The following is a 24,542-nucleotide window of genomic DNA, read 5'->3' on the forward strand; positions in this document are numbered from 1 at the left end:
CCCTCCTTACAACGTTTTATCATATAAACGAGATACGCCGTTGGTGGCGGCACCTTTTTGAATAAGCTCTTGGATCTTATCCAGTAGATCCTGACTATTGGTAACATCGATAATTTCATCAGCACAATTCTTAAAGCCTGTTTGTCCCGACGCGTTAAAATCAATACCTATAACACCGATATAAAGAGGGCTATCATGGCCATTAAAGTGTTCACGTATATTTCTACATAATCCGTGATCAACAAGGCTGGAAAATGTTTTAGTAAATGGACTTTCTTGACCATCACTTAAGATAAGTAACATCTGTGATCGTTCATTGTATTTTTCTAATTGTTCTTGATCTTCAAGTGTTGATTTACCTTCAGCTAAAATCTGGGCACCACGAATTAAGCCTTGATATACCGCAGTGCCGCCATTAGCTTCCATTTTGTTTATTTCTGGAGACTGGAGAGAAAGAGGGATAGTATAAAAAGACTCATCTCCACCACACATTCCCGCCGAGAACAAAGTCGTTCCTCTACTTGTTGCGTCTGGATGAAGGGATGCAATACTTGTTTTACTAATGTTCCAATTAGCTACAGTCGATGCATAATCTACATAGCTCGATGGATCAGGCCAATAGCCACTTTTAATGCCAGAATCATTGGCAGACTTTAAAAATATATCAGAAATAGCTTTGGCGTGACTCTGTTGATACCCCGACGGACAGTTTCTCTGATTGTTTTTACAAGAAGATAACTTTGAAGTACTTTGCGTGCCCCAAGATAGCCAATCGATATCTTGATAGTGAACTTTGCTGTTACCCGAACCATAGCTCGCATACTCAAGTTCAGTAACACAGCGACGCGTTCCGGCAATCGTCTCTTGCGTTCGCAGATTATAAGGGACAAAACCAATTCGATGAGCATAACCGGCGTTCGTTGCACTACTTGATAATAGATCAGCTGAAATAATCTCAACTTGTTCTTTCAGTACATCAAGTTTAGTGCCTTTGCCTTGTTTATCCCAAGAGTAGTTCATTGAGCCAGAAAAATCCGCCACAAAAACTAAATCCAAGTCAGATGGCAACATATAAGTTCTTGCCATTGCATCATTATTCACGGAACGAGCTTCAGTAGTCGCTGTATTTTCATTACCCAAAAAATTCATTTGGGCATCAAAGGTAGCATTAGCTTCTACTTCGTATTGCACGTAATAAAGAGTATTGCCATCAATCTCATCTTGTCCCTCTTTGCGAACTACGTTCACATCATTAATAGCAACATTAGGTAAATACTGCTCAAGATAATCTCGCGCCATCTTATCTGCATCCGCTTGATTTGAGCGGTTAGCTATTGCGACGGCAAGAGTAGCCGCTTCAGAAGCATCCGCCAAGCGATTTGACTCCTGAATTATTCGTCCCCCTTCAATCGCCAGTTGCGCCATACCCCCGATTGCAACCATGCTTAACGCGACGACAATAATCGCCACCCCTTTTTGTTTTTTTAAATATTTCATCTACACCTTCCTTGAGCTAACGACCTGGTAAAACGGATGAGCTAGTCACGTATCTCATACCTGGAAAATACTGTGAAGCCCCTTCCATCTTGATACAAATAGTGACCTGATAAATAGGGAACTCAACGCCGTCATCTCTTACTGGGCGCAGATGTTCTAAATGTTCAATAGTGGTTGATGGCTGGCATGTTGCACCGTCATCAAAGTTTTTAGTAAAAGACTGAATACCGTGGTCATTAAAGCCTTCAATGGTCACTCCGTAACCGTCTTGTTTCTCTAATCCTTGACGGTCTAATATATCGCTGGCGATATTGTTGAGTAGATTAAAATCAGCTTGCGAAACAGCATGTCGCCCTTCAAAAAATCGCGTGCGCTCTTTAGTCGCTGTAGCAATGGCATAACTCACCTGTCCTGACTGAGTTTTACCTGATAATAAGGCGGCCAAATCACCAATAAAGAACATCATGATGATTAAAATTGTCATGCCAAATGCTAGCTCTACAGTAAAAGCGCCTTTTTGATAATTAACTCTCTTCATCTTCCTCCCACCCCTCATGTTCTTGAATGGTTAAAATGCGTCGAGAGATAGTTGCGCTAGGAAGCACGGTTTCAAATACAACTGGACTGTAGTGGTAAGTCAATTGGTACATGACTAACGGGCAACGCTCGCACCCTTGTGCGGGAGATTGATCTTCTAATGTCAGTAAAGAGGTATAGGTATCAATTTCAAATGAAAAATCTTGGTAATCCAAAAATCCCAAACGATTCCAAAAGGAGTCATCGCTTGCAAAGACTTGGTCTAATCGGTCTTTATACGCCGTATTTAATGTCTGCCCGTCATAGATGCGAATTTTACGAGTACTTTCTGATAGCGTGGCATCGGTTAAATTTACAATATAGGCAAATCGTCCCATTTCAAATACTGCAAATAGTGCCAAAAATAGCGCAAATCCTCCCAGCGCAAACTCAATGGATACCACTCCTTTTTGTTTAATACGGCGAGTCAATTTCATCTACTTAATCACCTGTATAAAATACTCATGCTCAGCCAGTAATTGCTTATTTTTCTTAGCAAATAACTGCGCCTGACGATAAGAAGTAAAATCTCCCGTTAACAGACGATACCAAGTACCTGAACTGCCTAAATCTGCTGGACGAATGGTAATGGGCAATTGCGCCGTCAAAAGCGCATTTCTTTTTTCTAGAGCTTCAGGCATGTTGTCGTAAGCGCCTAATTGCAAATGATAACTTCGCGGCTGAGGTTCATTCTTTTGCGCATTTAACGGCGCATCAGCTTTAAAAAATGCTTCGGCACTTATAGGAGTCACCTCGACTTGTGTATCAAGGATATCGGGTACCAATTGAGTCTCTTTGTTGACAGTAAGCTCTGAGCCTACCGATTCTTTTGCTGGATCATTTAGCACTAAGACTTCAGCACCAGACTCATCTTGCACTTCAAGACTCTCTTCACCTTCAAGCTTCATTACACTCAACTTTAGATTCGCATTCACCTTGCTATTACTACTGTCTTGCTCATAAATAGGTAATAAAATGTCTACCGCAGATTGAAAGTCCCCTTGGTAGATATGCACCATTGCAATATTGTTTTTCACTGAAACTTCATCAAAACCACGTAAACGAGCCAAATTAAAACTATCAATCGCGGTTTCGTAATGCTTGGCCTGAGCAAGTGCAATACCTCGGCTCATATACAGATCCGCGCTATTTAAACCCAATACCATAGCGTGAGAATATTGCTCTATTGCCTCTTTATAATTGAAGTTTTTGGCTAATATTTTGCCTTTGATTAAATGTGCATCCGCAGTCGGTTTCGGCGAAAGGGTTAATACACGCTGAATATAAAAGTCTGCAGACTCAACATCTTCATTGGCCAAATAGGCTTCTGCCAATAGTTGTTGTGATAACCAGTCTTTATCATTATCAACCACTTTGGATTTATACAGTTCTATCAAGCCGGAATAGTTTTTACTTACCGTTAATTGTGATACTAACTGCTGCTCTGTTTGGCTAACTTGATTAGCACAACCTGTTATCAATAAAACTAAAACAAATATAACATTACGCATATTAATTACCTGACATCATACGAGTTATACCCGGAGCTAAAATTAAAATAATAATAGGGAACATAATAAATAAAATTAAAGGAGCGCTCATTTTTGCCGCTAATTTACCTATTTTTTCTTCCATCACTAATATTTGTTCATTGCGAAAATCTTCCGCTAAATCCGATAATACTGGAGCTACCGAGGTGCCATACTGAATATTTTGCGTTAATGTCAAAGTAAAACTTCGTACTTGTGGCGTTGGTACTCGCTTACTCAGATCCTTTAATGCTGTTTCCATACCTTTCACTTCTGCCGCATCCGATGTTTTACGAATTTGGTAACACAAATCTTTATCAAAGCTTTGTAGTTCTTCACCAAGATAACGAAACGCTCCTTCTAAAGTCATACCCGTTTGTACACACACTGACATCATGTCAATCATGTAAGGCAGCTGACGAGAATTTTTCTCTATAAGCTTTTTTTTACGCCAAGCTAAGTACATATCGGGGACTACAATTACAACGACAATGGCTCCCATAAAGCCCATCAACATTTCTTTCGGCTCATGTAGAAATAATAATATTGATATTACGGATAGGGCCAACAATGAAAATTTTATTGGTGTGTAGTAACGCAACAACTCACGATTATAAATACCTGCATCTTCAAACTTATCTCTAATGTCTCGTTGAGTTCCTTTTCCCATACCGCCTAATAGCTCATGAAAAAAACTGAAATTACTTTGTTTTTTCCCAGCTAAAAAAACCTTAATTTTATGTTGTTTGGCTTTGTGATTAAGATAACAGGTAATCCCTAGTGCAATTAACCCAGATGCCAATAAAAAAAATAGAATAATTAACATTATCGAATACTCTTAACTAGCCACCAAACAATAAACATACCTGTCCCTTCACTGATCAATAGATAATATAAAATCCAGCGCCCATCAGGATGAAACAATACAAACTCTAAATCTTTAGGATTAATCCAATTGAGTAGCAACATAAAACAAAATGGAATTGCCCCGACTATTTTGGCTGAAATACGCGCCTCAGAAGTCATTGCCATTTTTTTCTTTTCTAAATTTCGCGCTTCCACTAGCACACGGATTAACTTACTTAATACGCTTTTTAATTGACCACCACGCTCCATATTGGCGCGAATAGTGATCACAAAAAATAAAAATGGAGGATACGGAAATCGCTTACAAGAACGGTCAAAAATGGCTTGAGTAGATTCCCCTAAGCGCATGCGATCTGATATATCTTTAAACTCACGACCTACGTCGTTATCCGATACCTTAGCCACATAAGCAAAAGCGGCATTAATACTTTCACCGGCAGTTACCGCACTCATTAAAATATTGAGCGCATCAGGGAAGTCATTTTCAAAGGCTTTACGCCGCTTCTCAATGAGAAAACGTAAACCAAAAAACACACCTAACAAAGTTACCGCTAAGCTCACTTCGAGTTGAGAAAAACTCAACCAGCGTTGGTTAACAAATATTGATGCACCATTAATAACACCGATAAATACCATGATTTTAAGCATGGGAAATTTACCTAAAGAAGCTTGAATCACTCCCCATAAATTGGTTATTTTTTGAAGTAAACCCGATTTAGTGAGTCCTTTAATATCCACCGCATAACGTTGTTGGTTTGTAGTTTGTGCATTGTGCTGCAAAAAAACATATCTAGGGTCGGGCTTACGTTTTATGTAAACCAGCACGCCAATAAATAATGTAGCACTCAACAATAACCACATAGTCATACGCTTTGAGCTTCCATTTCAAAAGCAGCTTCAAGCTCTCGAGATAAGCCATATTCCGATGCTCGAATACTAATTTGTGATCGAGTTGGTAAACCCGACGTCACAAAATTACCGGAGATTTTATCCTTCGCCTGATCGGTGTCTTGCTCAAAGCGAAAAATCTCCTCCATCACAGGTGCCTCGCCTTCTAAACCATATATTTCCGTAATACTGGTCACTTTACGGCTACCATCTCGCAAGCGGTTCACCTGAATAATCAAATTCACTGCCGAAACTATGGTTCGACGTATAGCCGCTAGTGGCAGTGCTAGGTTGGCCATCATCACCATAGACTCAATACGAGACATGGCATCACGAGGGGTATTGGCGTGCAGTGTGGACATTGACCCATCGTGGCCAGTGTTCATTGCCTGTAGCATTTCAAACGCTTCCGCGCCGCGGCACTCACCCAAGATAATTCGTTCAGGTCGCATACGTAGAGCATTGATCACCAAGTCTCGCTGAGTGATAGCGCCTGACCCTTCGGTACTAGCAGGGCGAGTTTCTAAACGCACCACATGAGGCTGTTGAATCCTCAGCTCAGCGGCATCTTCAATGGTTAAGATTCGCTCATCGTTACCAATATATTGAGACAAAGCATTGAGCATGGTGGTTTTGCCCGAGCCTGTACCACCAGATATGATGATGTTTAAGCGACAGCGGGCTGCAATCATTAATACTCGCGCCATCGCTGGAGACATAGCGCCAAACCCAACCAACTCTCTTAAACCTAGTTTTTGCTCTTTAAACTTACGAATAGAGATGGCAACGCCGTCTAATGCAATAGGCGGAATCACCACGTTAACGCGGCTACCATCTTCTAAACGGGCATCACATAAAGGGCTAGACTCATCCACACGTCGCCCAACATTGTTGGCAATGCGCTTAGCAATTTCGATAAGTTGCTGGTGATTCATAAACGAAATATCTGCTTTTTGCGTTTTACCATTTCGTTCAATAAAAACTTCGTCCACCCCATTGACCATGATGTCAGAAATGGACTCATCTTCCATTAACTGCTGCAACGGGCCTAAACCTACCAGTTCATCCACTAAGTTTTTACTCAGCTCTGCCCGTGTCACAGCAGGGACAGGTGTAGGATAATTTTCACACAACTTGCCAATGGCGCGCTCTATTTGCCCATTCAGCTCTTGAGGGGTCATTTGATTGACCACACCGGCATCAATCACTTCAAAGATTTGTGCGCGAAACTGCTCGTATAACTCTTTAGTTAGGCTCATTTTTTAGCTCGCTTAAAAGAGAAATTAGTCAACAAACCTGTCTTCTTTTTCAGATTTTGACCATTAATGACCATAGCCAGTTGGGTAAAAGGGGCTTGCTTAGATTTTTCTAATGCATGCAATTTTTTTCCATCAATGAGCTGTTTAGACGCCGTTTTGAAAAAAGGAATGACCATATCCACCTTAACTTTTAAAAAACGTTCGACCTCTTCAACACTTAAGTTAAACGTCCCTTCAGGGCGATGATGATTGACCACAACCATGATCCTCGGTCTTACTAACTGAGGGATAACAACATCTTTTATTTTATCCAATAGGCGTTGGGTCGCCCTTATCCCACTAACCGAGGGTTCAGTGACCAACAGCAATACATCATTTTCAGCAACTAACGACTCAGCTTTAACAGGAAAATTCAATGATCCTGAATAATCGCTAACAATAAAATTTGCCTGACGGCCAAGCTTATCGCTGACCGTATTCGTATATTTTTCTAACTCCTCAATTTTGTCTTCGCCGGTAAAGCCCAAATAGAAAAAGTTATGTTCCACTTCGTTTAAATAACTGCTGGCAGATTCTTCATCCAATTTACTAGGTTCCACAGTAATACTGCTGATATCCACCTGCTCTAGCTCTTTCTTACTTAAAATAATATCAATATTGCTATGGCAGTAATGATGATCCACCAGCACGGTTCGGCTGCCTTTTTTGGCTAACAAGCAACACAATTCCGTAGTAATCACCGAATTGCCTATACCGCCTTTAGTGCCGACTACAGCAACCCGTTTTGCCTTCCGAAAATAACCGCTTTCATAACGCTTACGTTCATCGCGACTGGTTTGCTTTAAACACTCAATCAGCTCTAATTTATCCACCGGCCAAGGCAAATAATAAAAACCCATTTTCTCTAAGCGACGCAGTGTATGAATAGAGTCTGTTTGTCCTAATAAAATTACCGTTTTATTGTTGGGCAAGGTGGCATTAATCTGCTGAGCATCAACCTCAATATTTGTCGATTGAGTCATCTGTACCAACACAACGTCACCAAGCGCTTGTTGTTTACCGTTACTCGGTTGACCTTTAATGCAAGTGGGTATCTCTAACCCTTCAAAGTTATAGGCTTCTAATACGGCTTCTTTGCACTCGGCATCATTAAAAAACAGCGTTGCCCCACCACTTTGTTTAGGTGCACTTGTCTTTGGGCTAGATTTTTTCTTTTTATCAATATCGAGAGAAAGCTCTTCGGAGAGATCAAACATATTCGCCATTAATTTACTCTCGCCCCTGGGTTAACAAGTTGTATGGTGTGATTCGTTTTTACCGAGCAGCCTGCTTGTGGCATTGCTAAAGTGATCGTTACTGGCTTGCAATATTCAATCACTGATTGCCATTGAGATACGATTAGCACCACACTATCGCCCTTATCTAAAGCTTCGTTAGTAATCCAATCCGGACGAATCTTCATCTCTTTTAAGTGACCCACTAAGTCACTGGCTTGCTTTTCATAGACACTCGGGTATTGCACCGTAAAACGCGCTTTACGCAAATCAAACTGCTCAACTAATGAATTCACTTGCTGTAAATCAAACTGTTCACTTTGAGAGTGAAAGCTAAATTCAAATCGATGTTGCTCTTGATAAGCCACACTCTCTGAGCCTCGATTTTGTAAGGCATGATCGGCGCAACCACTAATCAATAAAATAGCCAATACGCTAGTAATAAATCTCATCATTGAGCAAACCCTCCACGATTAAGCAGTTCAATCAATTGAGCATCTTGTTGACGCTGTTCATCAAATTCATTACTCATGCCCATCCAGCGCGAAAAAGTATTGGTTTTATGGATACGAGGCAGAGTCAATTGTTCTGCTTTGGTAGGTTTAACCAAATTAACCGTGGCGATAATCACCACTTCTGTGGTTTTACGATTGGTGGTAGCTTTGCTAAACAGCGCACCAAATAAAGGAATATCACCTAGTAACGGAATCTTTTGTAGAGATTCGATATCTTCGCTGTTCATCAAACCGCCAATCATAAAAGTTTGTCCATCAGCGATTTCAATGGTTGTAGTGGCTTTACGGGTCGAAAGCTGAGGCACTTCAGCAGTGGTGGTTTTATAGATTTGGTCCACTACACTGACACTAGGTTGTACGCGCAGACGAATCTCTTGCTCATTGTGTACTTTGGCTGCAATATCTAGACCAATACCGTATTCTTTAAACGATATAGTGGTGCCGTTAGTATCGGAGGTAATCATTGGGATTTCACCACCGACTAAAAAAGATGCTTCTTGGCCAGAAAGTACCGTTAGATTAGGCTCTGCTAACACTTCACCCAAATTATCATTGGCAAGAGCGGTGATAGTAGCCGATAGATCAGTGGCGGTCATATCAGGGAAAGTGAACACACCCGGAGAACCACCTGATGTCCAATCTACACCAATAGTTTCACGAAACTCACTGCCGACAGCGGCAATAGTGGTACGCACATTCACCTGAAATGGGAAGCTAATTTGTAAGCCTTCAATGATCCCATCATAAGTATTATTACGATAAAATTCGGTTTGAGGATCGGCTACAAAAGGGCCCGGTAATGCTAACGGCGCATCAGAGGTCGGATAACGAGCAACAGGTTCTTTACCTAGCATGCTTGCCACTAGGGCATAGATACCATCGCGCTGCTTTTCAGTAAACACCGTACCATTGACTGCTATCTTTGCTCCCATAGGAACCACTTCAATATCTAAATCTGGATAGCGTTTAGTAATCTCACTACGCACTTGATTAAGGGGTTGCGTCACTTCCACCACCCTAGAAACCACCAAGCGGCCATCAATGTCATAGATCATTAAACGGGTTTTACCAATCGCACTGGCAAACACCACTATTTGGCGCTCATTAATGACTTTATAATCAGCAATGGTCGGCTGGCTCATAAATACCGTGCCTATTTGCTGCTTAGTGCGTACCGAACGCGCATCATTAAGCGGGATTAAATAAGCCTGAGCTTGTAAGGAGACAAAACACAGCACTAATGCCAATGAACGAAATAGTCTAACTAGCATTAGTACACCTCCGGATTGGTGGTTTGCGTTTCTGCGCCGCGTAATTCACGAATGCCTTGATAGTTTTCAATCACATCGCTCATATTGGCAGGGGTAATTTCACCACTCGTTTGTGAGCGATAAATTTCTAGATGCATGGTGCGCTGCGCTAAAGAGAGACGAGATACAAATTCAGGTTCGATTTCTATCACTACGGTTGTTTTAGAATCACCAGCCGCTGATACTCTTGGGCTTAAAGAGTTACTGCTCTGTGAGGTTTCTTCTTTCGGGTCAATAGGCTTTTGTTCAAACGCTAATACCTTTACATTTCGCTTGATAGTGCGAGCTTTTACGCCGCGAAATTGAGTGATACGAGCACCAGTATCAGCGAGATTAGTTAATGGTGAACTGACAGAAACGATGTCAATTCTATCTCCTGGACGGATATAATTATTGATTAGGTTAATCGTAGAGATAGGTAATGGGTAAAGGATCATCCCTTCAGAGGCAAGAAGATCGAGATAGCCAGCTTGCTCTGGAGCAATAAAAGTCTCAGGAAATACATATTGACCTGTAGGAATTTTTTGCTTGGCACGACTATCTTGCACTAAGCCAAGGTCGACATCACTATTTACTCCAAGAGTATTGGCTTCATGCTCTGGCAGCACCACCCGCTCAAGTTGATTAGTGGTAACTACATCACCACGTTCAATCACGTGTTTAGTGCGCCACAATACATATTTTATTTCTTTCTTTTCTTCTATTTGTGCTTGTACTTGCTTCTTAGCATTAGCTTCAGCACGCGCATTGACATTTTGCATTACCGCAAATAGGCCGAAAGCTACAAAAATAAAGGACAGTATGAAAATCAGACGAGAGTTCATGAATAAATAGTTAGCCCTTGTGAGAAATAAAGAGATAAGTGAGCACCAATAATAATTGCCACACTATAAGGTAGTCCTCTATCCATTCTATGTTTGAAAAACACTCTATATTTCAAATAATAAAACAATGATAAAAGCCCACCACACAGGAGAATTGATACGATCAAATCAATCACCTGATATGGAGGGAACAAAGGAGCAAGAACAATTAATAATTTACCATCACCTCCAGCCCAGAAATTCACAAAAAACAATAGTACAGATAAAGTCGACACTAATAATAAAACTAATATCTTATTAGTTAACATAAAATCTGAAATTGAAATAGTAATTATAAATGTTGCAATTAACACTATATTTCCAATTTGTCTTTTTGTTAAATCGTTCAACATGATAAATAAGCAAAATATTAAGAATAAATACTCCATTTTATATTATATGCTTACCCTTATACTTCAGGTTTTTCAACAGCTCCCGGGGCTTCTATACCCATTTCACTAGCAATATTTTCAAATGCTGCTTGTAGTGCTCCAACAAAGCCCTCACCATCCCCCCCAGTACCCGACATCGCAAATCCTAAACCAACAGCCAATGCCACGCCAATAACACCATACTCAATCGCAGTCACACCGCGTTCATCTTTAATAAAACGAGTCAGAAAAGCTTTAAACATGTTTAAGTTCCTTGTTAAATCATTGTGTTAGGGAATTCCCAAAAGTCAGTCTTAGAATAAAAGCTCAGCCCACCACACCCAAGAGACACTAAAACACCAAGTAAGGTCAAATAAACATAAACTTAACAATTTGCTAACCTGGCTATTTAAAACAAAAGTGAATACGTTAAAGTTAAGTGACTAACATCACAAAGTAATTGGCTAAACTAAAAATTTAACCTAACCCTGATAATCAAGTTTTTGCGACATTAATCCACATGATTAAATCTGTAATAAAGTTGTAAATTAAGGCGGTGAATTAAACACCATTTAAAGGGTGATTTTTATGCAGTTTGAATGGCAGTAGCAAGAGACTGGTATAAAGAAATTAGTGCTGAGACAAAACCTGTATTTTAATCCCCCCATAACAAAGGCAAGAGTAGTAGCAAGAGCAACACCCATCATTCCATATTCGATGGCTGTTACTCCTTTTTGATCGCTAATGAAGGCTTTAATTAATTTTCTCCTTTTAAAACTCAAAGTCTAAAAGATCTTAAAACTTTAAGTTCAGAAATAGATTATGACAAGAACCTATATATAAGCCGCACTTCTTATTAATACAATTTAGCTATTATTACTTAAAGCTTACGCAATAACATACGGCACGGCTTGATCAAATACCCTATTAATCTGTTGTTGCATCCAACAATGTGCGCCCTCTTTTTCATTGGCTTGATGACAATTTAAATAAGTTGTTAATCTGTTATCTACACACAATAGCGATAAATAGATGTATTTTTTGAAAAAAAAAGAGCTGTGCGACTGGCTCAGCTCTCAATGATTATCTTAGACAAATAGTAACGAAATAGTGGTTATCCCATTAAGTAGCCGACTTACCCAATCCTTTCATCAATACATCAAACATTAACCCAGCGAAGCCTTTGGCTATAGCTTCGTTGGACAGCAGTTTCATCGCCATATCGTTGTGAACGTCCATGCTTTCAATTACAGCATTATTGATGGAATTAGGGAACTCACCCAGCATCGCTTGCTCTTTAGTGTTGCTACGCAGCTGATCCATTACCGTGTCATTTTCAGAGATTTTTCCTGCAATGGTATTGGCGTAATTGAGCATATCATTTTCGGATAAACCATCTTCAATGAACAAGTCGTTCATTCTCTCAATGATCTCGTTTAGCAATTCAGTTTTTGGATCTTTAGGTACGGCACCAGAGCCTTCTTTTGCTGCTGGTAGGTAAGGTTTAGGCTCTTCACCAATCTTAACTCCTAGCTGTAAGTCTGCTTCACGTTGCTCGTGCAGTCGATAGTGGGTCATGACCACATCAGACAGGTCTACATCGTCTTCCACTAAGTCTAAACGTAGCAGTGGGTGAAGATGTTTAGCAAAGATGCTGAGTTTTTCCAGATCGTAGTCATCAAAATTAACGATCTGAGAAGTAAATTCATAGTAGCGATAGAATGAGATTAAGTCCTTTTTAAACACTTCCAGAATATCTCGTGCTTCTTTGGCGTGTTTAACACTGTTTTCTGCAAACTTGATCTTCTTATCCCGCTCTTTAGGTGAAGAGGTTTCGATTTTCGCCTTAGACAGTTCGGCTTGTGCCGTTTGAAGCACCTGAGTGGCTTCTTTATAGCGAACAGTGAAACGATCAACGGCAGGTTTACATAGATTGGCTAATTTGGCTTGGTTTGCTTGTTTGTTGTTATACGCATCAACAAACGCTTCTACTTCAAACCACTGGTAGACCCCAACCTTATCTAGCTTTTTCATCAGGTCATAAACGATGTTTGGATCCGATACGCCAGCCAATTCCGCGGTTTGGAAGTAAACCTTAAACTCTTCAAGAACTTCTTCTGGGTCATTCACAAAGTCGAGTACAAAGGTCTTGTCTTTGCCCTTACATGTTCGGTTTAGTCTTGATAGTGTCTGAATGCACTCAACACCTTTTAATGGCTTATCGACATACATAGCGACAAGCTTAGGCTGGTCAAATCCTGTCTGGAACTTATTAGCCACTAACATTACTTGATAATCCGCAGTATCAAATGCTTTACGCATATCTCTGCCTTTGAGATTAGGGTTCATATTATTTTCAGTGAAAGGCTGATCTGGAAAGTCGGGATCATTCACTTCACCAGAAAACGCCACCATTGCATTAACGTTGTTATAGCCTTTGTCTTGAACATATTTTTCAAAAGCCAGTTTGTAGCGCACCGCTTCTAAACGGCTACTGGTGACGACCATTGCTTTTGCTTCACCGCCGAGCAAGTGCTTCACTTTTTCGTTGAAGTGCTCAACAATGGTTTCGACTTTTTGAGCAATATTGTAAGGGTGTAAACGAACCCACTTCGCCATTTTTGAAGCGGCTTTTTTACTGTCTACTTCTTGATCTGAGGTTGGGTTATCGTGAGCCAATTGGTAAGCGACTCGATAACTGGTGTAATTCTGCAATACATCCAAAATAAACTCTTCTTCAATCGCTTGGCGCATTGAGTAAACGTGAAATGGCAGGGGTTTATTGGTATCACTTGCTGGTTCATTCACATCAGGTCTACGACCAAATAGCTCTAAGGTTTTAGCTTTTGGTGTAGCAGTAAATGCAAAGTAACTAATGTTATTTGAGCCTTTACGAGCTTCTAGCGATAAGCGCAATATGCCGTCGTGTCGAATTATAATTGAGATCTTTCTCCACACACCATAACTTTAGTGGTATTGACTCTGTCTCTAATCTCTTTGCAAATTCTGTATTTAATTCATCCCAGCTCATCAGTGATAACTCTTATTGTATGATTATATATAAAGGTGTTTTAGCCCGATTTCAGATAATAACTGCGACATTCATGGAAAGACATAGAGCAATAGCTAACTTAATTATTTGAAATAATCAATAACAAAAAAAATCTTGTAAATATGTTAATAGCTTTTTGCTTGTCACAAATAACGTTAGCAGGAACTAAAATAATACTACTGTTCATCTTTTTTCACCTTTTATTCTGGTTAACTAGCGCCGATAATGCAAAATTCCGTGATGAACATATTGATATAGGCATGTCTGCCTAAAGGACAAAAAATGAACAAATTAACAAGTTTCAAATTAATCGGATTGTCATTACTTGCTTCCACCTTTCTAGTTGGATGTGGAGGTTCTTCTGATGGTTCAGATTCTTTAACAGATGGAACTAAAACAACTCTAGACTTAACAGTTATACCAAATAATAAACAAACAACTATATCAAATAATAAAGAAACAACGGACGTAAATTCTAAACAAGGAACAGCCGACTTAGATACTGATAAAAACTCAAGTATCACAATATCAGTCAAGCACGTTGCTCACTTAAATAATCCCCCCTATCAACTCATGCAATCTAATAGTAAAAGTAGTTTTGACCTAGAATCTTTAACTAGCTCAGAAACGGTTCGAGGTAGCCTACTCAAAACAAGTTCTTCACTTACCTTTAAGTTTTCTTTACTTGATAGCTCACAACAGGCTCTTAGTGAATTAAGTGAATTAGGCACTGTTACTTCAAAAGGTGACGGAGTTGAGTATTACAAATCCACAGGTCGTTCATTATTTAACTTTTTCTCTAATTCATTGAAATTACCTAATTATTATTATGAATTATCTGATGTCCCGCTTTTCCCTGTTGAATGTGGAGCTGAAATTATCCATACGTTTGAAGCTAAAGATGAAAATGGTAATACGTTAGATTCTGTAGTAGTAAGAACGGTAAGCCAACCTATACAGTTACAAGCTGGCCCATCGTGTATAATATCTACTAACATGGGATTTAAAGACTCTAATGATCAAGTTTTAAGAACATCAAGTGTTAGTATCTCTATCTCAAGCTCAAATACTATCAACATGCTAGACATCGCATTAAATATATCCAACCCAACATTAGGTAAAGATAACTTCCAGTTTTATAGACCTTCAGATAAAGATGCTTATATTAAAGCACTTACAAGTAAGCCTGTAGTTTCTCAACCAGTGTTCCAACCTGCTGTTACTCCCACAAAAATAATTACTACAGATAATTCAATTTTAAACATATGCTATTCAATTAATGGTGCAACAATAACAGCAGCAGATGGACAGCATTTAGGCTCAATCGTAAATAAATTTAGTTCTGATTCAGTCTTAAATGAATTTGGTACTTACGGCGGAAAATACTCCCCCAATAGCATATGGAACTCATTTGGCACTTATGGTGGAAAGTTCTCACCGTATTCACCTTTCAATGAATATTCAACTCAACCACCAAAGTTAGTTAAAAATGGAAAGTTTATAGCGTACTTAACGAGCAATAAATATATAGGCTCTTCATGGGTTAACCCTAGTATGATTAAAGCTTGCTTTAATTAATAACTTTCAATATTAACCGCCTTCTAAGAAGGCGGTTTTACATTTATAGGGCCTTGTTAACCAAATAACTCTGAAAGTAGATCTCTCCCATTACTCATATTTACTATTGGGTATAGATATTGGTGAACGCCGCTGTAATGACTCAGTTTGAGCTATTTTGGTCTAATCGGTCTGAGATCTTCGGCAACAACTCGCAATTCTGATGCTAGATATATCAATTTAGAATTCATTAGGCCACTACCTTGGTAACACTTATGATGAGGGTTATGCGCAATCTGTATTGCATTTTAAAGCAGGTGTATATAACCAGTGCAATGTTGGTCCTGTTGGATGTAAAAATAATGGCATAGTCGCAGGCGATTATGCTAAAGCCAGTTTTTATAAACTGGACTTAGAACAATAATAAATACTTCGCAAATGTATGCCTTGCCCTGTTATTACTCATTATAGTAACAATAATCTGGAAGATCATACATTTTCATACACTAAGATTTAACAGATCCTCATTTATCCACTCCCTCCCCCGTATAAAGAAAAGAAAACATTTAGTTTCTCAGTCACAAAGTAAGCGATAAAGATTTGGCACAACAGAAAATGGTTACAATAGGACTAAAGTGTAAAGGCAGCCCAAAAGACAGGTGTAATCAAAGTCATTGAGTTTTAAGCAAACATATAGAAGTGGCGTCCCCTACAGGATTCGAACCTGTGTCTAAGACTTAGGAGGTCCTTGTTCTATCCAGCTGAACTAAGGGGACGTTGAGGATACTTTTAACATAGGTTTTGCTAGACGACAATCCTTGTGGGCGATGGTTGCTCTATTTTTATGCATATTTGCCACTTCAAGGTTGGTAAACAAAGAATCAAACTCATCATGCAAACGGGTTACTCTGGTTTTTACCCATCCATCATGGCGCACGGTTAACGCCCTTGGGCTGCGATGACGATTCATTGTTATCAACATCAAGCTAAAAAACTGCCTTAATACTCATTCTTATTAAATAATCGCCTATTTTGTGTATTATCATGGAGATTATGGGTATTTAGTCTTTCTTTTTTCTGTACAGATAGCTACATACTGTTTCATAATCAGCCTCTTTTTGCTATTCAGCCTCACTTTCAGGATATTAAATGGATACTATCTCAGCTGCTGTAATGCTTTTTCTAATTATGGATCCTATGGGGAATTTGCCCATTTTTACTTCCATGCTTAAGCATATTGATAAGAAACGACGTCGCATTGTGATTATTAGGGAACTATTAATCGCTCTAGTTGTGATGCTGTTATTCTTATTTGCTGGCGAAAAGATTTTAAGCTTTTTAGGACTGAACAATGAAGCGGTATCTATTTCTGGCGCTATCATCCTATTTTTGATCGCTTTAAAAATGATTTTTCCTCCTGAGGGTGGGCTGGGTGCAAGTTTAGGTGCCGGTGAAGAGCCTCTTATTGTCCCTCTTGCTATTCCTTTAATGGCTGGTCCATCTATTATTGCGGCATTAATTTTACTTGCTCACCAAGCACCAGAGCGTATGGGTGACTGGTCTATTGCTTTAGTGGGCGCTTGGGCGGCTTCTGCTGTTATTTTAATGTTCTCCGAAATATTTGAGCGCATAGTGGGGAAAAAAGGGCTGGAAGCACTGGAACGCTTGATGGGAATGCTATTACTTATGATTGCAGTACAAATGTTTTTAGATGGTATACAAAGTTACTTGACCTAATTTCACATCGTCTTTTCTTCTGAGATTGTTGCAAAACAAGTAAAAGTATTTTGTTAGTTTTGCACTTTTTAAACCTTGTTATGGCTGATAGTCTAAATCCAGTTATCAAATATCTTTAAGGGTTCCTCATGAGTTCAGCACTATTTCAACCAATTCAACTTGGCAAGCTCACGTTAAAAAACCGTATTGTAATGCCACCAATGACGCGCTCAAGAGCATCACAACCAGGTGATGTCGCCAACGATATGATGGCAACCTACTACGCTCAGCGTGCAGAAGCAGGCTTAATCGTTTCTGAAGGTACGCAAATATCCCCTATGGGCAAAGGGTATGCATGGACTCCCGGTATCTACAGTGCTGAACAAATTGCCGGCTGGAAAAAAGTCACCGATGCGGTACACGCCAAAGGCGGGGTTATGTTCGCTCAGTTATGGCATGTTGGTCGTGTTACTCACCCTGATAATATCAATGGTCATCAACCGGTATCCTCATCGGCTATTAAAGCTGAAAATGTAAAAGTATTTATTGATAATGGCACAGATGAACCGGGTTTTGTTGAGGTTGTTGAACCCCGTGAAATGACGGTAAGCGAAATTAAAGAGGTGGTGGCCGAGTTTCATCAAGCCGCACTCAATGCTATTGCTGCAGGATTTGATGGTATCGAACTGCACGCGGCCAATGGTTACCTAATTAACCAATTTATTGATTCTGAATCTAATAATCGCACCGATGAATATGGTGGCAGTTTACAAAACCGTCTGCGCTTTCTTGATGAAGTGGTTGCAACGCTGGTTGATGCTATTGGTGCAGAGCGCGTTGGTGTACGTCTTGCCCCTCTTACTACGCTCAATGGCACGGTAGATGCCAACCCTGAGCATACTTATACTGAAGCGGCAAAACTGCTCAATTCTCATAATATCGGTTATTTGCACATTGCCGAAGTCGATTGGGATGATGCCCCAGATACGCCGCGTGAATTTAAATTGGCGCTACGCGAGGCCTTTAAAAACACCCTAATTTACGCAGGCCGTTATAAAGCCGATAGCGGTGCCAACGCAATTGAAGAAGGACTGGCTGATATGATTGGCTTTGGTCGCCCATTTATTGCCAACCCTGATCTTCCTGAGCGCATTAAAACTGGCGCGCCACTTGCGCAGCATAACCCAGAGACGCTATTTGGCGGAGACGAAGCCGGCTTAACTGACTATCCAAGGTTTGAAGCGAGCAAATAATCTCACCTTATGGACACTGTATCGCCCTTCCTATTTATAGGAGGGGCTTTTTTATGGCATGAACTTAAATTCCTCTCTTTCTGTCTTGCTCAACTATAGCTATCATTATGTCTAACTTGCCATAAGCATAAGCCACTTTGACAACAGGAAGCGTAATGACTCAAGAACAGGATCGTCATCAACAGCGTCAACAAAAAATAAAAGAAAAGGTCGATGAAAGAGTCGCCCAAGCCACTGAAGAAAAGGGGCTATTACTGGTTATTACCGGTAATGGAAAAGGCAAAACCACCTCAGGTTTTGGCACCGTTGCTCGCGCGGTCGGCCATGGTCTGCAATGCGGTGTAGCGCAGTTTATTAAAGGCACTTGGGACAATGGTGAACGCAATTTACTAGAAAAACTGGGGGTTGCCTTTCATGTTATGTCCACCGGATTTACTTGGAATACACAAGATAAACAAGCCGATACCATAGCCGCGCAAGCCGTGTGGCAAGAGTGCCTAAAAATGCTTCAAGACCCTAATCTAGATGTAGTACTTTTGGACGAGTTAACCTATATGGTGAGCTACAACTATATAGAGTTAGACGAGGTATTAAACGCCTTGCAACAACGCCCCGCTCAGCAATCGGTGATTATTACCGGTCGTGGAGCGCACCGCTCTATTATTGAACTTGCTGATACGGTATCTGAAGTGCGCAACGTGAAACACGCCTTTGAAGCGGGGGTCAAGGCCCGCAAAGGGGTGGATTGGTAACCAGTACAATACCCGTAGTCATCTATCACTGCGGGTTAAACACTTGGTCAACATGTTGAGGGGGGACTTGTGGTGCCCTAACCTATCAACCCGCTTGCTTTATTGCCAAGTGTTTTGTGTGCGTTAGTGTAAACTCCAGTCTACCGCGGCCGCGGCATGGATGGCAGTGGTATCAAATATTGGCACTGTCGTGTGTGCTTGCTCTATCAATAATCCTATCTCCGTACAGCCTAAGATCACCCCTTGCGCCCCTTGCTGTTGCAAGCTGTCGATAACCTGTAAAAAGGTGTCTCTGGAGGTGGGTAATATTTTCCCCTGACACAGCTCATCATAAATAATACGATGTATTTCAGCCCGTTGCGGTTGGTTAGGAATAGACACTCGCACACCTTTATCCAGCAACCTCTGTTTATAAAAGTCTTGCTCCATGGTAAATGCCGTCCCTAACAGCGCCACATGTTCAATGCGCTGTTGCTGCAATTCCATTGCGGTGGCATCGGCGATATGCAGTAAAGGGACCGACACTACGGCTTCGATTTCCGGGGCAATTTTATGCATGGTATTAGTACAAATCATAATCGCCTCAGCCCCAGCCGTTTGCAGTGATAAGGCCGCACGGGACAACACCTTTGCCGCTTGTAGCCACTCACCTTGGGCTTGCATCTGCTCAATTTCAGCAAAGTTCACACTGTATAACACCAGTTTCGCCGAGTTGAGTCCCCCTAAGCGCTGCTTAACCCCTGCATTTATAAGTTGGTAATAGGTTTGAGTAGACTCCCAACTCATTCCGCCAATTAAGCCTAATGTTTTCATGCCTAACCTCAATTAAAATAGCTTCTTCAAGAGCGAATCGGTCATTTTCTTAACGTCTTCATCACCACCTTTATCACCAAACAATTTTTTCAGGCCACGCTCTGCTTCTTTTTTGGCTTTTTCTTCTAGCTTCTTCTTATTTCGTTCCAGCTCTTGCTGTTGTAATGCGGCTAAATCCAAACTGAATTGTGGGCTTGCCCAAGCGCCTTTAATGCGCAGTGGGATAGTCACATCGGTAAGATCATCAATGCTCTTTCCTCCTTGCCCTTCTAATGAGCCCACAACAGACGTTTTTGACAAAATATCCATGGTTTCATTTAGATAATTGGCATCACCACTGGCCTTAATTCGTAATAATGGCGACTGTACAGAAACATTCGATAGCGTAGCGACCCCTTTATTGAGCTTCACCGTGGCATCCATTGCACTAAAGTCGGTTTTCTTCGCTTGAGTTTCCGCAGGTACTTTCTCCCCCTTAAACTTGGCGTAATTGGTGCGAATGATCTGCGCCACATTAATTCCGTTGATGGCACCATCGGCAAATTTCACCACAACAGTGCCCGCTAAATGCTTTTTCAGTTCATCGGGAATTAAGCTCTTGCCGGTTAAGTCCAAGGTAATATTCCCTGTACCTTCAAGGGTATTATTATCCGCTACATCCACCAGCAAAGGCCCTACTTTGACATTATTCACCTTGGCATCAATATCATAGCGAGGCACGGCTTGTTGACCATTAAGCTGCGCTTTTGCCTTAATAGAGCCTTGATACAGATTGGCGGTTAATGTGCGCAAATTAAAGATACCGTCTTTAATGGCGATATCAGCAAAGGTATTTTGTAATTTAGCATTACTGGCCTGAAACTTATCAATGCGGATACTGCCGGCGACATCTAGCGTTTTTAGTACCGATAAATTTGGCTCTTGCGAAGCGGCCTTTTGCGCCGTGTTTGCAGAAGATGAAGCTGTGTTTGCCGAAGAAGACTCCGTGGCGTTGGGATCGGTATTCCCTGTCCACTGATCAAGGTTGATCATTGGGCTGTGTAATTTAAAACGTACTTTGGGGATAGCGCTTAATACGACACTGCTACTGCCATCCAGTTGCAAGTCGTTAAGTGACAATGTATTTAATAATAAAGATAAGGTGTTAGTGGTTAAATCAAAATCAATGTTGGATTTAAGATCAACCGCGATAGGGTTCTGCGGTAGGCTCTCTCCTGCCAGTTTCCCTTGAGCATTAAGCTGATTCACCTTCACCTTAGATAGGGCCTCATCCAGCAACACACTCCCCGTCATGGTCAATTGACTATCGAGTCCTGCGGCATGTCCATCCACTGCCATTTTAAATGAGCTCGGCTGGGCGAATTTAAAAGAAGAAACATCTAAGCTAAACGATTTTATTGCGATATCTTTGCCTGTTAAAGGCGTTTGCAAAGTAAAATCTTTAATGGCAAAGGTGGATAAGTCTCGCTCTAACAAGACTTGGGTTGCACTAGTAATATCAAATGCATTGCCCGCGGCCTCCCCTTTAGCCAGCAGTGATACCTTGGCCCAAGAGTCCAGTTTAAAAGTGTCTACGTTAAGCTTAAAGCTAGTAAGGTCTACATCTGGCTGGGAAAAGTGACCACTTAGTTCGATGTCTTTTACTTGATAATCGGTAAACTTGGCATCGGTTTTCGCGCTGGCTTTACCTGTGATGGCAAAGTTTTGCTGATTGTTCACCCCAGAAAAACTAAAGCTCAATGGCGTCCATTGATCAAATGCAAAATCCGCCACTTGCACATTGACCTTCTCTAACTTGGTGTACAACTTGGCTTGGTCATCTTTGATCTCTAACAAGGCATTATCAATATTAAGCCCCGCCACCGACACCGTCCAAGGTTGTGCCTCACCGTCTGTGGTTGTGGCTGTATCTGTTGCGGTTGAATTGGCATCATCTTTGGCTGTAGAGCTAGATTGCGATGCTGTTAATGCATCTAAGTTACTGGAACCATCGGCATGGGTTTCCATATAAAACTGAGCCCCAAGTAACGTCACATTGCCAATGCGCAACTCTTTACTCAGCAAAGGCAACACCGATATATCAAGGCCCACTTGGTCGACTTTTAGCATATTAGGTGCGCTAAAGCCCGCAGGGTTACTTAATGTACTTTTGCCTAAAGAAAAACCGATTGATGGGAAAAACTGCCAACTAATGTCCCCTTCTATCGTGAGGTCAAGGTGGGTCTGTTTTTTGGTTTGCTCAACGAGCAGTGGCTTAAACTGGTTGGGATCAACAAACACTAACAGTGCGACCACGGTTAGTACGATCAAAACAATTGGTGTGATGATAAATAGTGACAGCTTTTTCATCTTTTCTTCCCTGTAACCTAATGCTGTTGCGCTTTTCCTACCGGTAAACGCTAGATATAAAAAATGGCACATCCGTGCCATTTAATTCTTAACCATAATTTGTTACTTGTATGCAAACACAGAGTAATAAATTTAATAAATTGACGCTGTTATCATAAATTACTAAGAACGCAGCAATTTGGCAATATGCGCTTTCAACACATCAATGGCGATGCGGTTTTTACCCCCGCGAGGCACAATAATATCGGCGTATTGTTTTGACGGTTCAATAAACTGCATAAACATTGGACGCACTGTTTTTTGATACTGCTCCAACACCGACTCCATTGTACGTCCTCGTTCTTCTACATCACGCCTAACACGGCGTAATAAGCAGATATCTAAAGGCGTGTCCATAAAGATACTGGCGTGCATTAAGTTACGTAAACGAGGGTCGGTTAACAGTAAAATCCCTTCTAAGATAATCACCTTTTTCGGTGACATGGTAGTGGTATTTTGCGTGCGGGTATGCTCTGTATAGCTATACTCTGGAACTTCTACCGCATGGCCTTCAGCCAACTGTTGTAGATGCTCACACAACAGATCATGGTCAAGCGCTTTGGGGTGGTCATAATTGGTTTTTACGCGCTCTTCCATGCTCAAATGACTTTGATCGCGATAGTATCTGTCTTCCGTTATGACACCAATTTGCTCAGGTCCCACTTTTGCATGCAGTTCATTATAGATGGTATTGGCGATAAGGCTCTTGCCTGATGCGGATGCACCTGCAATACCGACGATGACACATTGATTACTTTGAGACATTTACAGTTCCTAACGAAAAACAGAATTTAAACACGCTAATTATAGAGACGGATGATCCTTGATACCAGTAATAAGGGGATAACAGCAACAGGTTGAGCATATATCAAACAGTTAGCATTTATTATCCACCTTATGGCATAAAATTATTCCACTTCAACAAAGCGAATACGTTCAGCTTGAGGTTTGCCATGCCAAAACAGGCGACTTACCACTTGATTCGCCAAATCCATATAACTTTGTGCCTGCTCTGCTGAATCTGGGTTGACTACCGATGGCCTGCCCTGGTCGATATCACGACGCACATTAAGGTGTAAAGGCAGTTGTCCTAAAAGGGCTATTCCCTTATCTGCGGCCAATTTCATCGCGCCGCCACTGCCAAAAATATCCTCGTGAGAGCCACAATTGCTACACACGTGATAACTCATATTTTCGATAATACCTAACACACCTACCTCGGCTTTTTCAAACATTGCGATACCCTTAATGGCATCTGCTAAGGCTAAGTCTTGCGGTGTTGTCACCACCAAAGCACTGGTCAATGGGATCTCTTGAGACAGAGTTAATTGCAAATCACCTGTGCCGGGAGGCATATCAATAATCAGGTAATCGAGTTCCGGCCATTGAGTCTCTTTTAACAACTGCATCAATGCCTTAGAAGCCATAGGTCCACGCCATACCGCTGCATCATCACTTGAGATTAAGTAGCCAATTGACTGGGTGTACACGCCATGAGCTTGTAACGGCTTCATCCATTTATTATCCACAATCTCAAGGGACTGCCCAACCGTCCCAAACATCATAGGAATGGAGGGACCATAAACGTCTGCATCTAGGACGGCCACTTTTGCCCCTTGTTTTTCCATGGCTAAAGCAAGGTTGGCGGTGGTGGTGGATTTACCTACCCCACCTTTTGCCGAGGTAACGGCAATGATATTTTTGATGGAAGTTAAGGTACTGGCCACCTTACTCTGCAATGGGCGTACCCGCGCAGAAACATAAAACGTATATTCTTCCCATGCCAGTGGCGCATCATGCTCTGAGATCCATTGCCCTAATGCTTGAGTTAATGCCTCTACGACAAAGGGGATTTCAACATCAATGGCTTTTTGTGCATGATCTAGGGTCACGATCCCTAAAGTCGAAGACCATTCGCTGATCAAAAGAGGGTGTTGAAACTGGTTTAACCAAGCGTGTAGATCGTTTATTTGATTATTCATTAATGCTTACCCTTTACTTATCTGAATACATCTTAGCGTTAATATGCGCGCAATTTAACAAGTTCTGCGTAATGACTACA

Annotated in this window: 23 protein-coding genes, 1 tRNA gene and 2 pseudogenes; 5 read left to right on the forward strand and 21 right to left on the reverse strand. The window is 41.0% G+C overall.

The genetic code is table 11. From position 1 onward, the window contains the following. Nucleotides 1–6: 6 nt before the first annotated feature. The 15 genes and pseudogenes from OCU56_RS08500 to OCU56_RS08565 all read right to left on the reverse strand — a co-directional run. Complete coding sequence (locus tag OCU56_RS08500; RefSeq protein ID WP_261872802.1) at nucleotides 7–1,497, reverse strand: TadE/TadG family type IV pilus assembly protein; 1,491 nt, start codon at nucleotides 1,495–1,497, stop codon at nucleotides 7–9. A 16-nt stretch (nucleotides 1,498–1,513) separates the two neighbouring features. Then, on the reverse strand, nucleotides 1,514–2,035 hold the full coding sequence (gene tadF / locus OCU56_RS08505; protein WP_261872803.1) for a tight adherence pilus pseudopilin TadF: 522 nt from the start codon (nucleotides 2,033–2,035) through the stop codon (nucleotides 1,514–1,516). Next, the gene (locus tag OCU56_RS08510) at nucleotides 2,022–2,510 is read right to left on the reverse strand and encodes a TadE/TadG family type IV pilus assembly protein (protein ID WP_261872804.1); all 489 of its coding nucleotides are present in this window, start codon (nucleotides 2,508–2,510) and stop codon (nucleotides 2,022–2,024) included. The genes tadF and OCU56_RS08510 overlap by 14 nt, the downstream gene beginning before the upstream one ends. Then, nucleotides 2,511–3,584 (reverse strand): SPOR domain-containing protein, encoded by a 1,074-nt coding sequence (locus tag OCU56_RS08515; protein ID WP_261872805.1) that lies wholly within the window; start codon nucleotides 3,582–3,584, stop codon nucleotides 2,511–2,513. Nucleotide 3,585: 1 nt separating this feature from the next. Beyond that, nucleotides 3,586–4,428 (reverse strand): type II secretion system F family protein, encoded by an 843-nt coding sequence (locus OCU56_RS08520; protein WP_261872806.1) that lies wholly within the window; start codon nucleotides 4,426–4,428, stop codon nucleotides 3,586–3,588. Then, on the reverse strand, nucleotides 4,428–5,336 hold the full coding sequence (locus tag OCU56_RS08525) for a type II secretion system F family protein (RefSeq protein WP_261872807.1): 909 nt from the start codon (nucleotides 5,334–5,336) through the stop codon (nucleotides 4,428–4,430). Before OCU56_RS08525 ends, OCU56_RS08520 begins: the two co-directional genes overlap by 1 nt. Beyond that, nucleotides 5,333–6,616: a CpaF family protein gene (locus tag OCU56_RS08530; protein WP_261872808.1), complete on the reverse strand. Its 1,284-nt coding sequence runs from the start codon at nucleotides 6,614–6,616 to the stop codon at nucleotides 5,333–5,335. The genes OCU56_RS08525 and OCU56_RS08530 overlap by 4 nt, the downstream gene beginning before the upstream one ends. Next, nucleotides 6,613–7,881, reverse strand: coding sequence for an AAA family ATPase (locus tag OCU56_RS08535; protein WP_261872809.1), 1,269 nt, complete (start codon nucleotides 7,879–7,881; stop codon nucleotides 6,613–6,615). Before OCU56_RS08535 ends, OCU56_RS08530 begins: the two co-directional genes overlap by 4 nt. Continuing rightward, nucleotides 7,881–8,345, reverse strand: a complete 465-nt coding sequence (locus OCU56_RS08540; RefSeq protein ID WP_261872810.1) for a hypothetical protein — start codon at nucleotides 8,343–8,345, stop codon at nucleotides 7,881–7,883. Before OCU56_RS08540 ends, OCU56_RS08535 begins: the two co-directional genes overlap by 1 nt. Further along, complete coding sequence (locus tag OCU56_RS08545) at nucleotides 8,342–9,676, reverse strand: type II and III secretion system protein family protein (protein WP_261872811.1); 1,335 nt, start codon at nucleotides 9,674–9,676, stop codon at nucleotides 8,342–8,344. The genes OCU56_RS08540 and OCU56_RS08545 overlap by 4 nt, the downstream gene beginning before the upstream one ends. Further along, nucleotides 9,676–10,539 (reverse strand): RcpC/CpaB family pilus assembly protein, encoded by an 864-nt coding sequence (locus tag OCU56_RS08550; RefSeq protein WP_261872812.1) that lies wholly within the window; start codon nucleotides 10,537–10,539, stop codon nucleotides 9,676–9,678. The genes OCU56_RS08545 and OCU56_RS08550 overlap by 1 nt, the downstream gene beginning before the upstream one ends. Continuing rightward, nucleotides 10,536–10,967: a prepilin peptidase gene (locus OCU56_RS08555; RefSeq protein ID WP_390904832.1), complete on the reverse strand. Its 432-nt coding sequence runs from the start codon at nucleotides 10,965–10,967 to the stop codon at nucleotides 10,536–10,538. The genes OCU56_RS08550 and OCU56_RS08555 overlap by 4 nt, the downstream gene beginning before the upstream one ends. Before the next feature lie 20 nt (nucleotides 10,968–10,987). Beyond that, on the reverse strand, nucleotides 10,988–11,212 hold the full coding sequence (locus OCU56_RS08560) for a Flp family type IVb pilin (protein ID WP_261872814.1): 225 nt from the start codon (nucleotides 11,210–11,212) through the stop codon (nucleotides 10,988–10,990). A gap of 309 nt (nucleotides 11,213–11,521) precedes the next feature. Beyond that, a complete protein-coding gene (locus tag OCU56_RS17515) occupies nucleotides 11,522–11,656 on the reverse strand; it encodes a hypothetical protein (protein WP_390904865.1) in 135 nt (44 codons plus the stop codon). Between the two features lie 415 nt (nucleotides 11,657–12,071). Next, a pseudogene (locus OCU56_RS08565) lies at nucleotides 12,072–13,874 on the reverse strand (type I restriction enzyme subunit R domain-containing protein); the annotation flags it as partial. A gap of 409 nt (nucleotides 13,875–14,283) precedes the next feature. On the opposite strand from OCU56_RS08565, the gene OCU56_RS08570 reads away from it, so the two are divergent. After that, nucleotides 14,284–15,579 (forward strand): hypothetical protein, encoded by a 1,296-nt coding sequence (locus OCU56_RS08570; protein WP_261872816.1) that lies wholly within the window; start codon nucleotides 14,284–14,286, stop codon nucleotides 15,577–15,579. Between the two features lie 265 nt (nucleotides 15,580–15,844). Next, nucleotides 15,845–15,982: pseudogene (locus OCU56_RS08575) on the forward strand (polysaccharide lyase family 7 protein); the annotation flags it as partial. A gap of 276 nt (nucleotides 15,983–16,258) precedes the next feature. Here OCU56_RS08575 and OCU56_RS08580 read toward each other — a convergent pair. Together OCU56_RS08580 and OCU56_RS08585 are read right to left on the reverse strand one after the other, a co-directional pair. Further along, nucleotides 16,259–16,334, reverse strand: a tRNA-Arg gene (locus tag OCU56_RS08580). After that, on the reverse strand, nucleotides 16,325–16,528 hold the full coding sequence (locus OCU56_RS08585) for a hypothetical protein (RefSeq protein ID WP_261872817.1): 204 nt from the start codon (nucleotides 16,526–16,528) through the stop codon (nucleotides 16,325–16,327). The genes OCU56_RS08580 and OCU56_RS08585 overlap by 10 nt, the downstream gene beginning before the upstream one ends. A gap of 179 nt (nucleotides 16,529–16,707) precedes the next feature. Between OCU56_RS08585 and OCU56_RS08590 the strand changes: the two genes are divergently transcribed. The 3 genes from OCU56_RS08590 to cobO all read left to right on the forward strand — a co-directional run bounded on the left by OCU56_RS08590 (nucleotide 16,708) and on the right by cobO (nucleotide 19,279). After that, nucleotides 16,708–17,295 carry a YhgN family NAAT transporter gene (locus OCU56_RS08590; RefSeq protein WP_261872818.1) on the forward strand — a complete coding sequence of 196 codons (588 nt, stop codon included), beginning with the start codon at nucleotides 16,708–16,710 and terminating at the stop codon, nucleotides 17,293–17,295. Between the two features lie 128 nt (nucleotides 17,296–17,423). Next, nucleotides 17,424–18,527, forward strand: coding sequence for an alkene reductase (locus OCU56_RS08595; RefSeq protein ID WP_261872819.1), 1,104 nt, complete (start codon nucleotides 17,424–17,426; stop codon nucleotides 18,525–18,527). Between the two features lie 155 nt (nucleotides 18,528–18,682). After that, nucleotides 18,683–19,279: a cob(I)yrinic acid a,c-diamide adenosyltransferase gene (gene cobO / locus OCU56_RS08600; RefSeq protein ID WP_261872820.1), complete on the forward strand. Its 597-nt coding sequence runs from the start codon at nucleotides 18,683–18,685 to the stop codon at nucleotides 19,277–19,279. A gap of 123 nt (nucleotides 19,280–19,402) precedes the next feature. Here cobO and OCU56_RS08605 read toward each other — a convergent pair whose 3' ends face one another. The 4 genes from OCU56_RS08605 to apbC form a co-directional block, all read right to left on the reverse strand. Beyond that, complete coding sequence (locus tag OCU56_RS08605; RefSeq protein ID WP_261872821.1) at nucleotides 19,403–20,092, reverse strand: aspartate/glutamate racemase family protein; 690 nt, start codon at nucleotides 20,090–20,092, stop codon at nucleotides 19,403–19,405. Between the two features lie 12 nt (nucleotides 20,093–20,104). Continuing rightward, nucleotides 20,105–22,441: an AsmA family protein gene (locus OCU56_RS08610; protein ID WP_261872822.1), complete on the reverse strand. Its 2,337-nt coding sequence runs from the start codon at nucleotides 22,439–22,441 to the stop codon at nucleotides 20,105–20,107. Nucleotides 22,442–22,603: 162 nt separating this feature from the next. Continuing rightward, nucleotides 22,604–23,245 (reverse strand): uridine kinase, encoded by a 642-nt coding sequence (gene udk / locus OCU56_RS08615; RefSeq protein ID WP_261872823.1) that lies wholly within the window; start codon nucleotides 23,243–23,245, stop codon nucleotides 22,604–22,606. Between the two features lie 143 nt (nucleotides 23,246–23,388). Beyond that, complete coding sequence (gene apbC, locus OCU56_RS08620; protein ID WP_261872824.1) at nucleotides 23,389–24,462, reverse strand: iron-sulfur cluster carrier protein ApbC; 1,074 nt, start codon at nucleotides 24,460–24,462, stop codon at nucleotides 23,389–23,391. Nucleotides 24,463–24,542: the final 80 nt, after the last annotated feature.

This window comes from Vibrio rarus (genome assembly GCF_024347075.1).
Lineage (GTDB): Bacteria > Pseudomonadota > Gammaproteobacteria > Enterobacterales > Vibrionaceae > Vibrio > Vibrio rarus.

Excerpts from the sequence above, each read along its gene's own strand:
- OCU56_RS08605 (WP_261872821.1), bottom strand. The coding sequence starts at position 20,092 with ATGAAAACATTAGGCTTAATTGGCGGAATGAGTTGGGAGTCTACTCAA.
- OCU56_RS08515 (WP_261872805.1), bottom strand. The coding sequence starts at position 3,584 with ATGCGTAATGTTATATTTGTTTTAGTTTTATTGATAACAGGTTGTGCT.
- OCU56_RS08595 (WP_261872819.1), top strand. The coding sequence starts at position 17,424 with ATGAGTTCAGCACTATTTCAACCAATTCAACTTGGCAAGCTCACGTTA.
- OCU56_RS08560 (WP_261872814.1), bottom strand. The coding sequence starts at position 11,212 with ATGTTTAAAGCTTTTCTGACTCGTTTTATTAAAGATGAACGCGGTGTG.
- OCU56_RS08500 (WP_261872802.1), bottom strand. The coding sequence starts at position 1,497 with ATGAAATATTTAAAAAAACAAAAAGGGGTGGCGATTATTGTCGTCGCG.
- tadF (WP_261872803.1), bottom strand. The coding sequence starts at position 2,035 with ATGAAGAGAGTTAATTATCAAAAAGGCGCTTTTACTGTAGAGCTAGCA.
- udk (WP_261872823.1), bottom strand. The coding sequence starts at position 23,245 with ATGTCTCAAAGTAATCAATGTGTCATCGTCGGTATTGCAGGTGCATCC.
- OCU56_RS08590 (WP_261872818.1), top strand. The coding sequence starts at position 16,708 with ATGGATACTATCTCAGCTGCTGTAATGCTTTTTCTAATTATGGATCCT.
- OCU56_RS08555 (WP_390904832.1), bottom strand. The coding sequence starts at position 10,967 with ATGGAGTATTTATTCTTAATATTTTGCTTATTTATCATGTTGAACGAT.
- OCU56_RS08525 (WP_261872807.1), bottom strand. The coding sequence starts at position 5,336 with ATGACTATGTGGTTATTGTTGAGTGCTACATTATTTATTGGCGTGCTG.
- OCU56_RS08540 (WP_261872810.1), bottom strand. The coding sequence starts at position 8,345 with ATGATGAGATTTATTACTAGCGTATTGGCTATTTTATTGATTAGTGGT.
- apbC (WP_261872824.1), bottom strand. The coding sequence starts at position 24,462 with ATGAATAATCAAATAAACGATCTACACGCTTGGTTAAACCAGTTTCAA.
- OCU56_RS08545 (WP_261872811.1), bottom strand. The coding sequence starts at position 9,676 with ATGCTAGTTAGACTATTTCGTTCATTGGCATTAGTGCTGTGTTTTGTC.
- OCU56_RS17515 (WP_390904865.1), bottom strand. The coding sequence starts at position 11,656 with ATGATGGGTGTTGCTCTTGCTACTACTCTTGCCTTTGTTATGGGGGGA.
- OCU56_RS08510 (WP_261872804.1), bottom strand. The coding sequence starts at position 2,510 with ATGAAATTGACTCGCCGTATTAAACAAAAAGGAGTGGTATCCATTGAG.
- OCU56_RS08530 (WP_261872808.1), bottom strand. The coding sequence starts at position 6,616 with ATGAGCCTAACTAAAGAGTTATACGAGCAGTTTCGCGCACAAATCTTT.
- OCU56_RS08585 (WP_261872817.1), bottom strand. The coding sequence starts at position 16,528 with ATGAATCGTCATCGCAGCCCAAGGGCGTTAACCGTGCGCCATGATGGA.
- OCU56_RS08520 (WP_261872806.1), bottom strand. The coding sequence starts at position 4,428 with ATGTTAATTATTCTATTTTTTTTATTGGCATCTGGGTTAATTGCACTA.
- cobO (WP_261872820.1), top strand. The coding sequence starts at position 18,683 with ATGACTCAAGAACAGGATCGTCATCAACAGCGTCAACAAAAAATAAAA.
- OCU56_RS08535 (WP_261872809.1), bottom strand. The coding sequence starts at position 7,881 with ATGGCGAATATGTTTGATCTCTCCGAAGAGCTTTCTCTCGATATTGAT.
- OCU56_RS08610 (WP_261872822.1), bottom strand. The coding sequence starts at position 22,441 with ATGAAAAAGCTGTCACTATTTATCATCACACCAATTGTTTTGATCGTA.
- OCU56_RS08550 (WP_261872812.1), bottom strand. The coding sequence starts at position 10,539 with ATGAACTCTCGTCTGATTTTCATACTGTCCTTTATTTTTGTAGCTTTC.
- OCU56_RS08570 (WP_261872816.1), top strand. The coding sequence starts at position 14,284 with ATGAACAAATTAACAAGTTTCAAATTAATCGGATTGTCATTACTTGCT.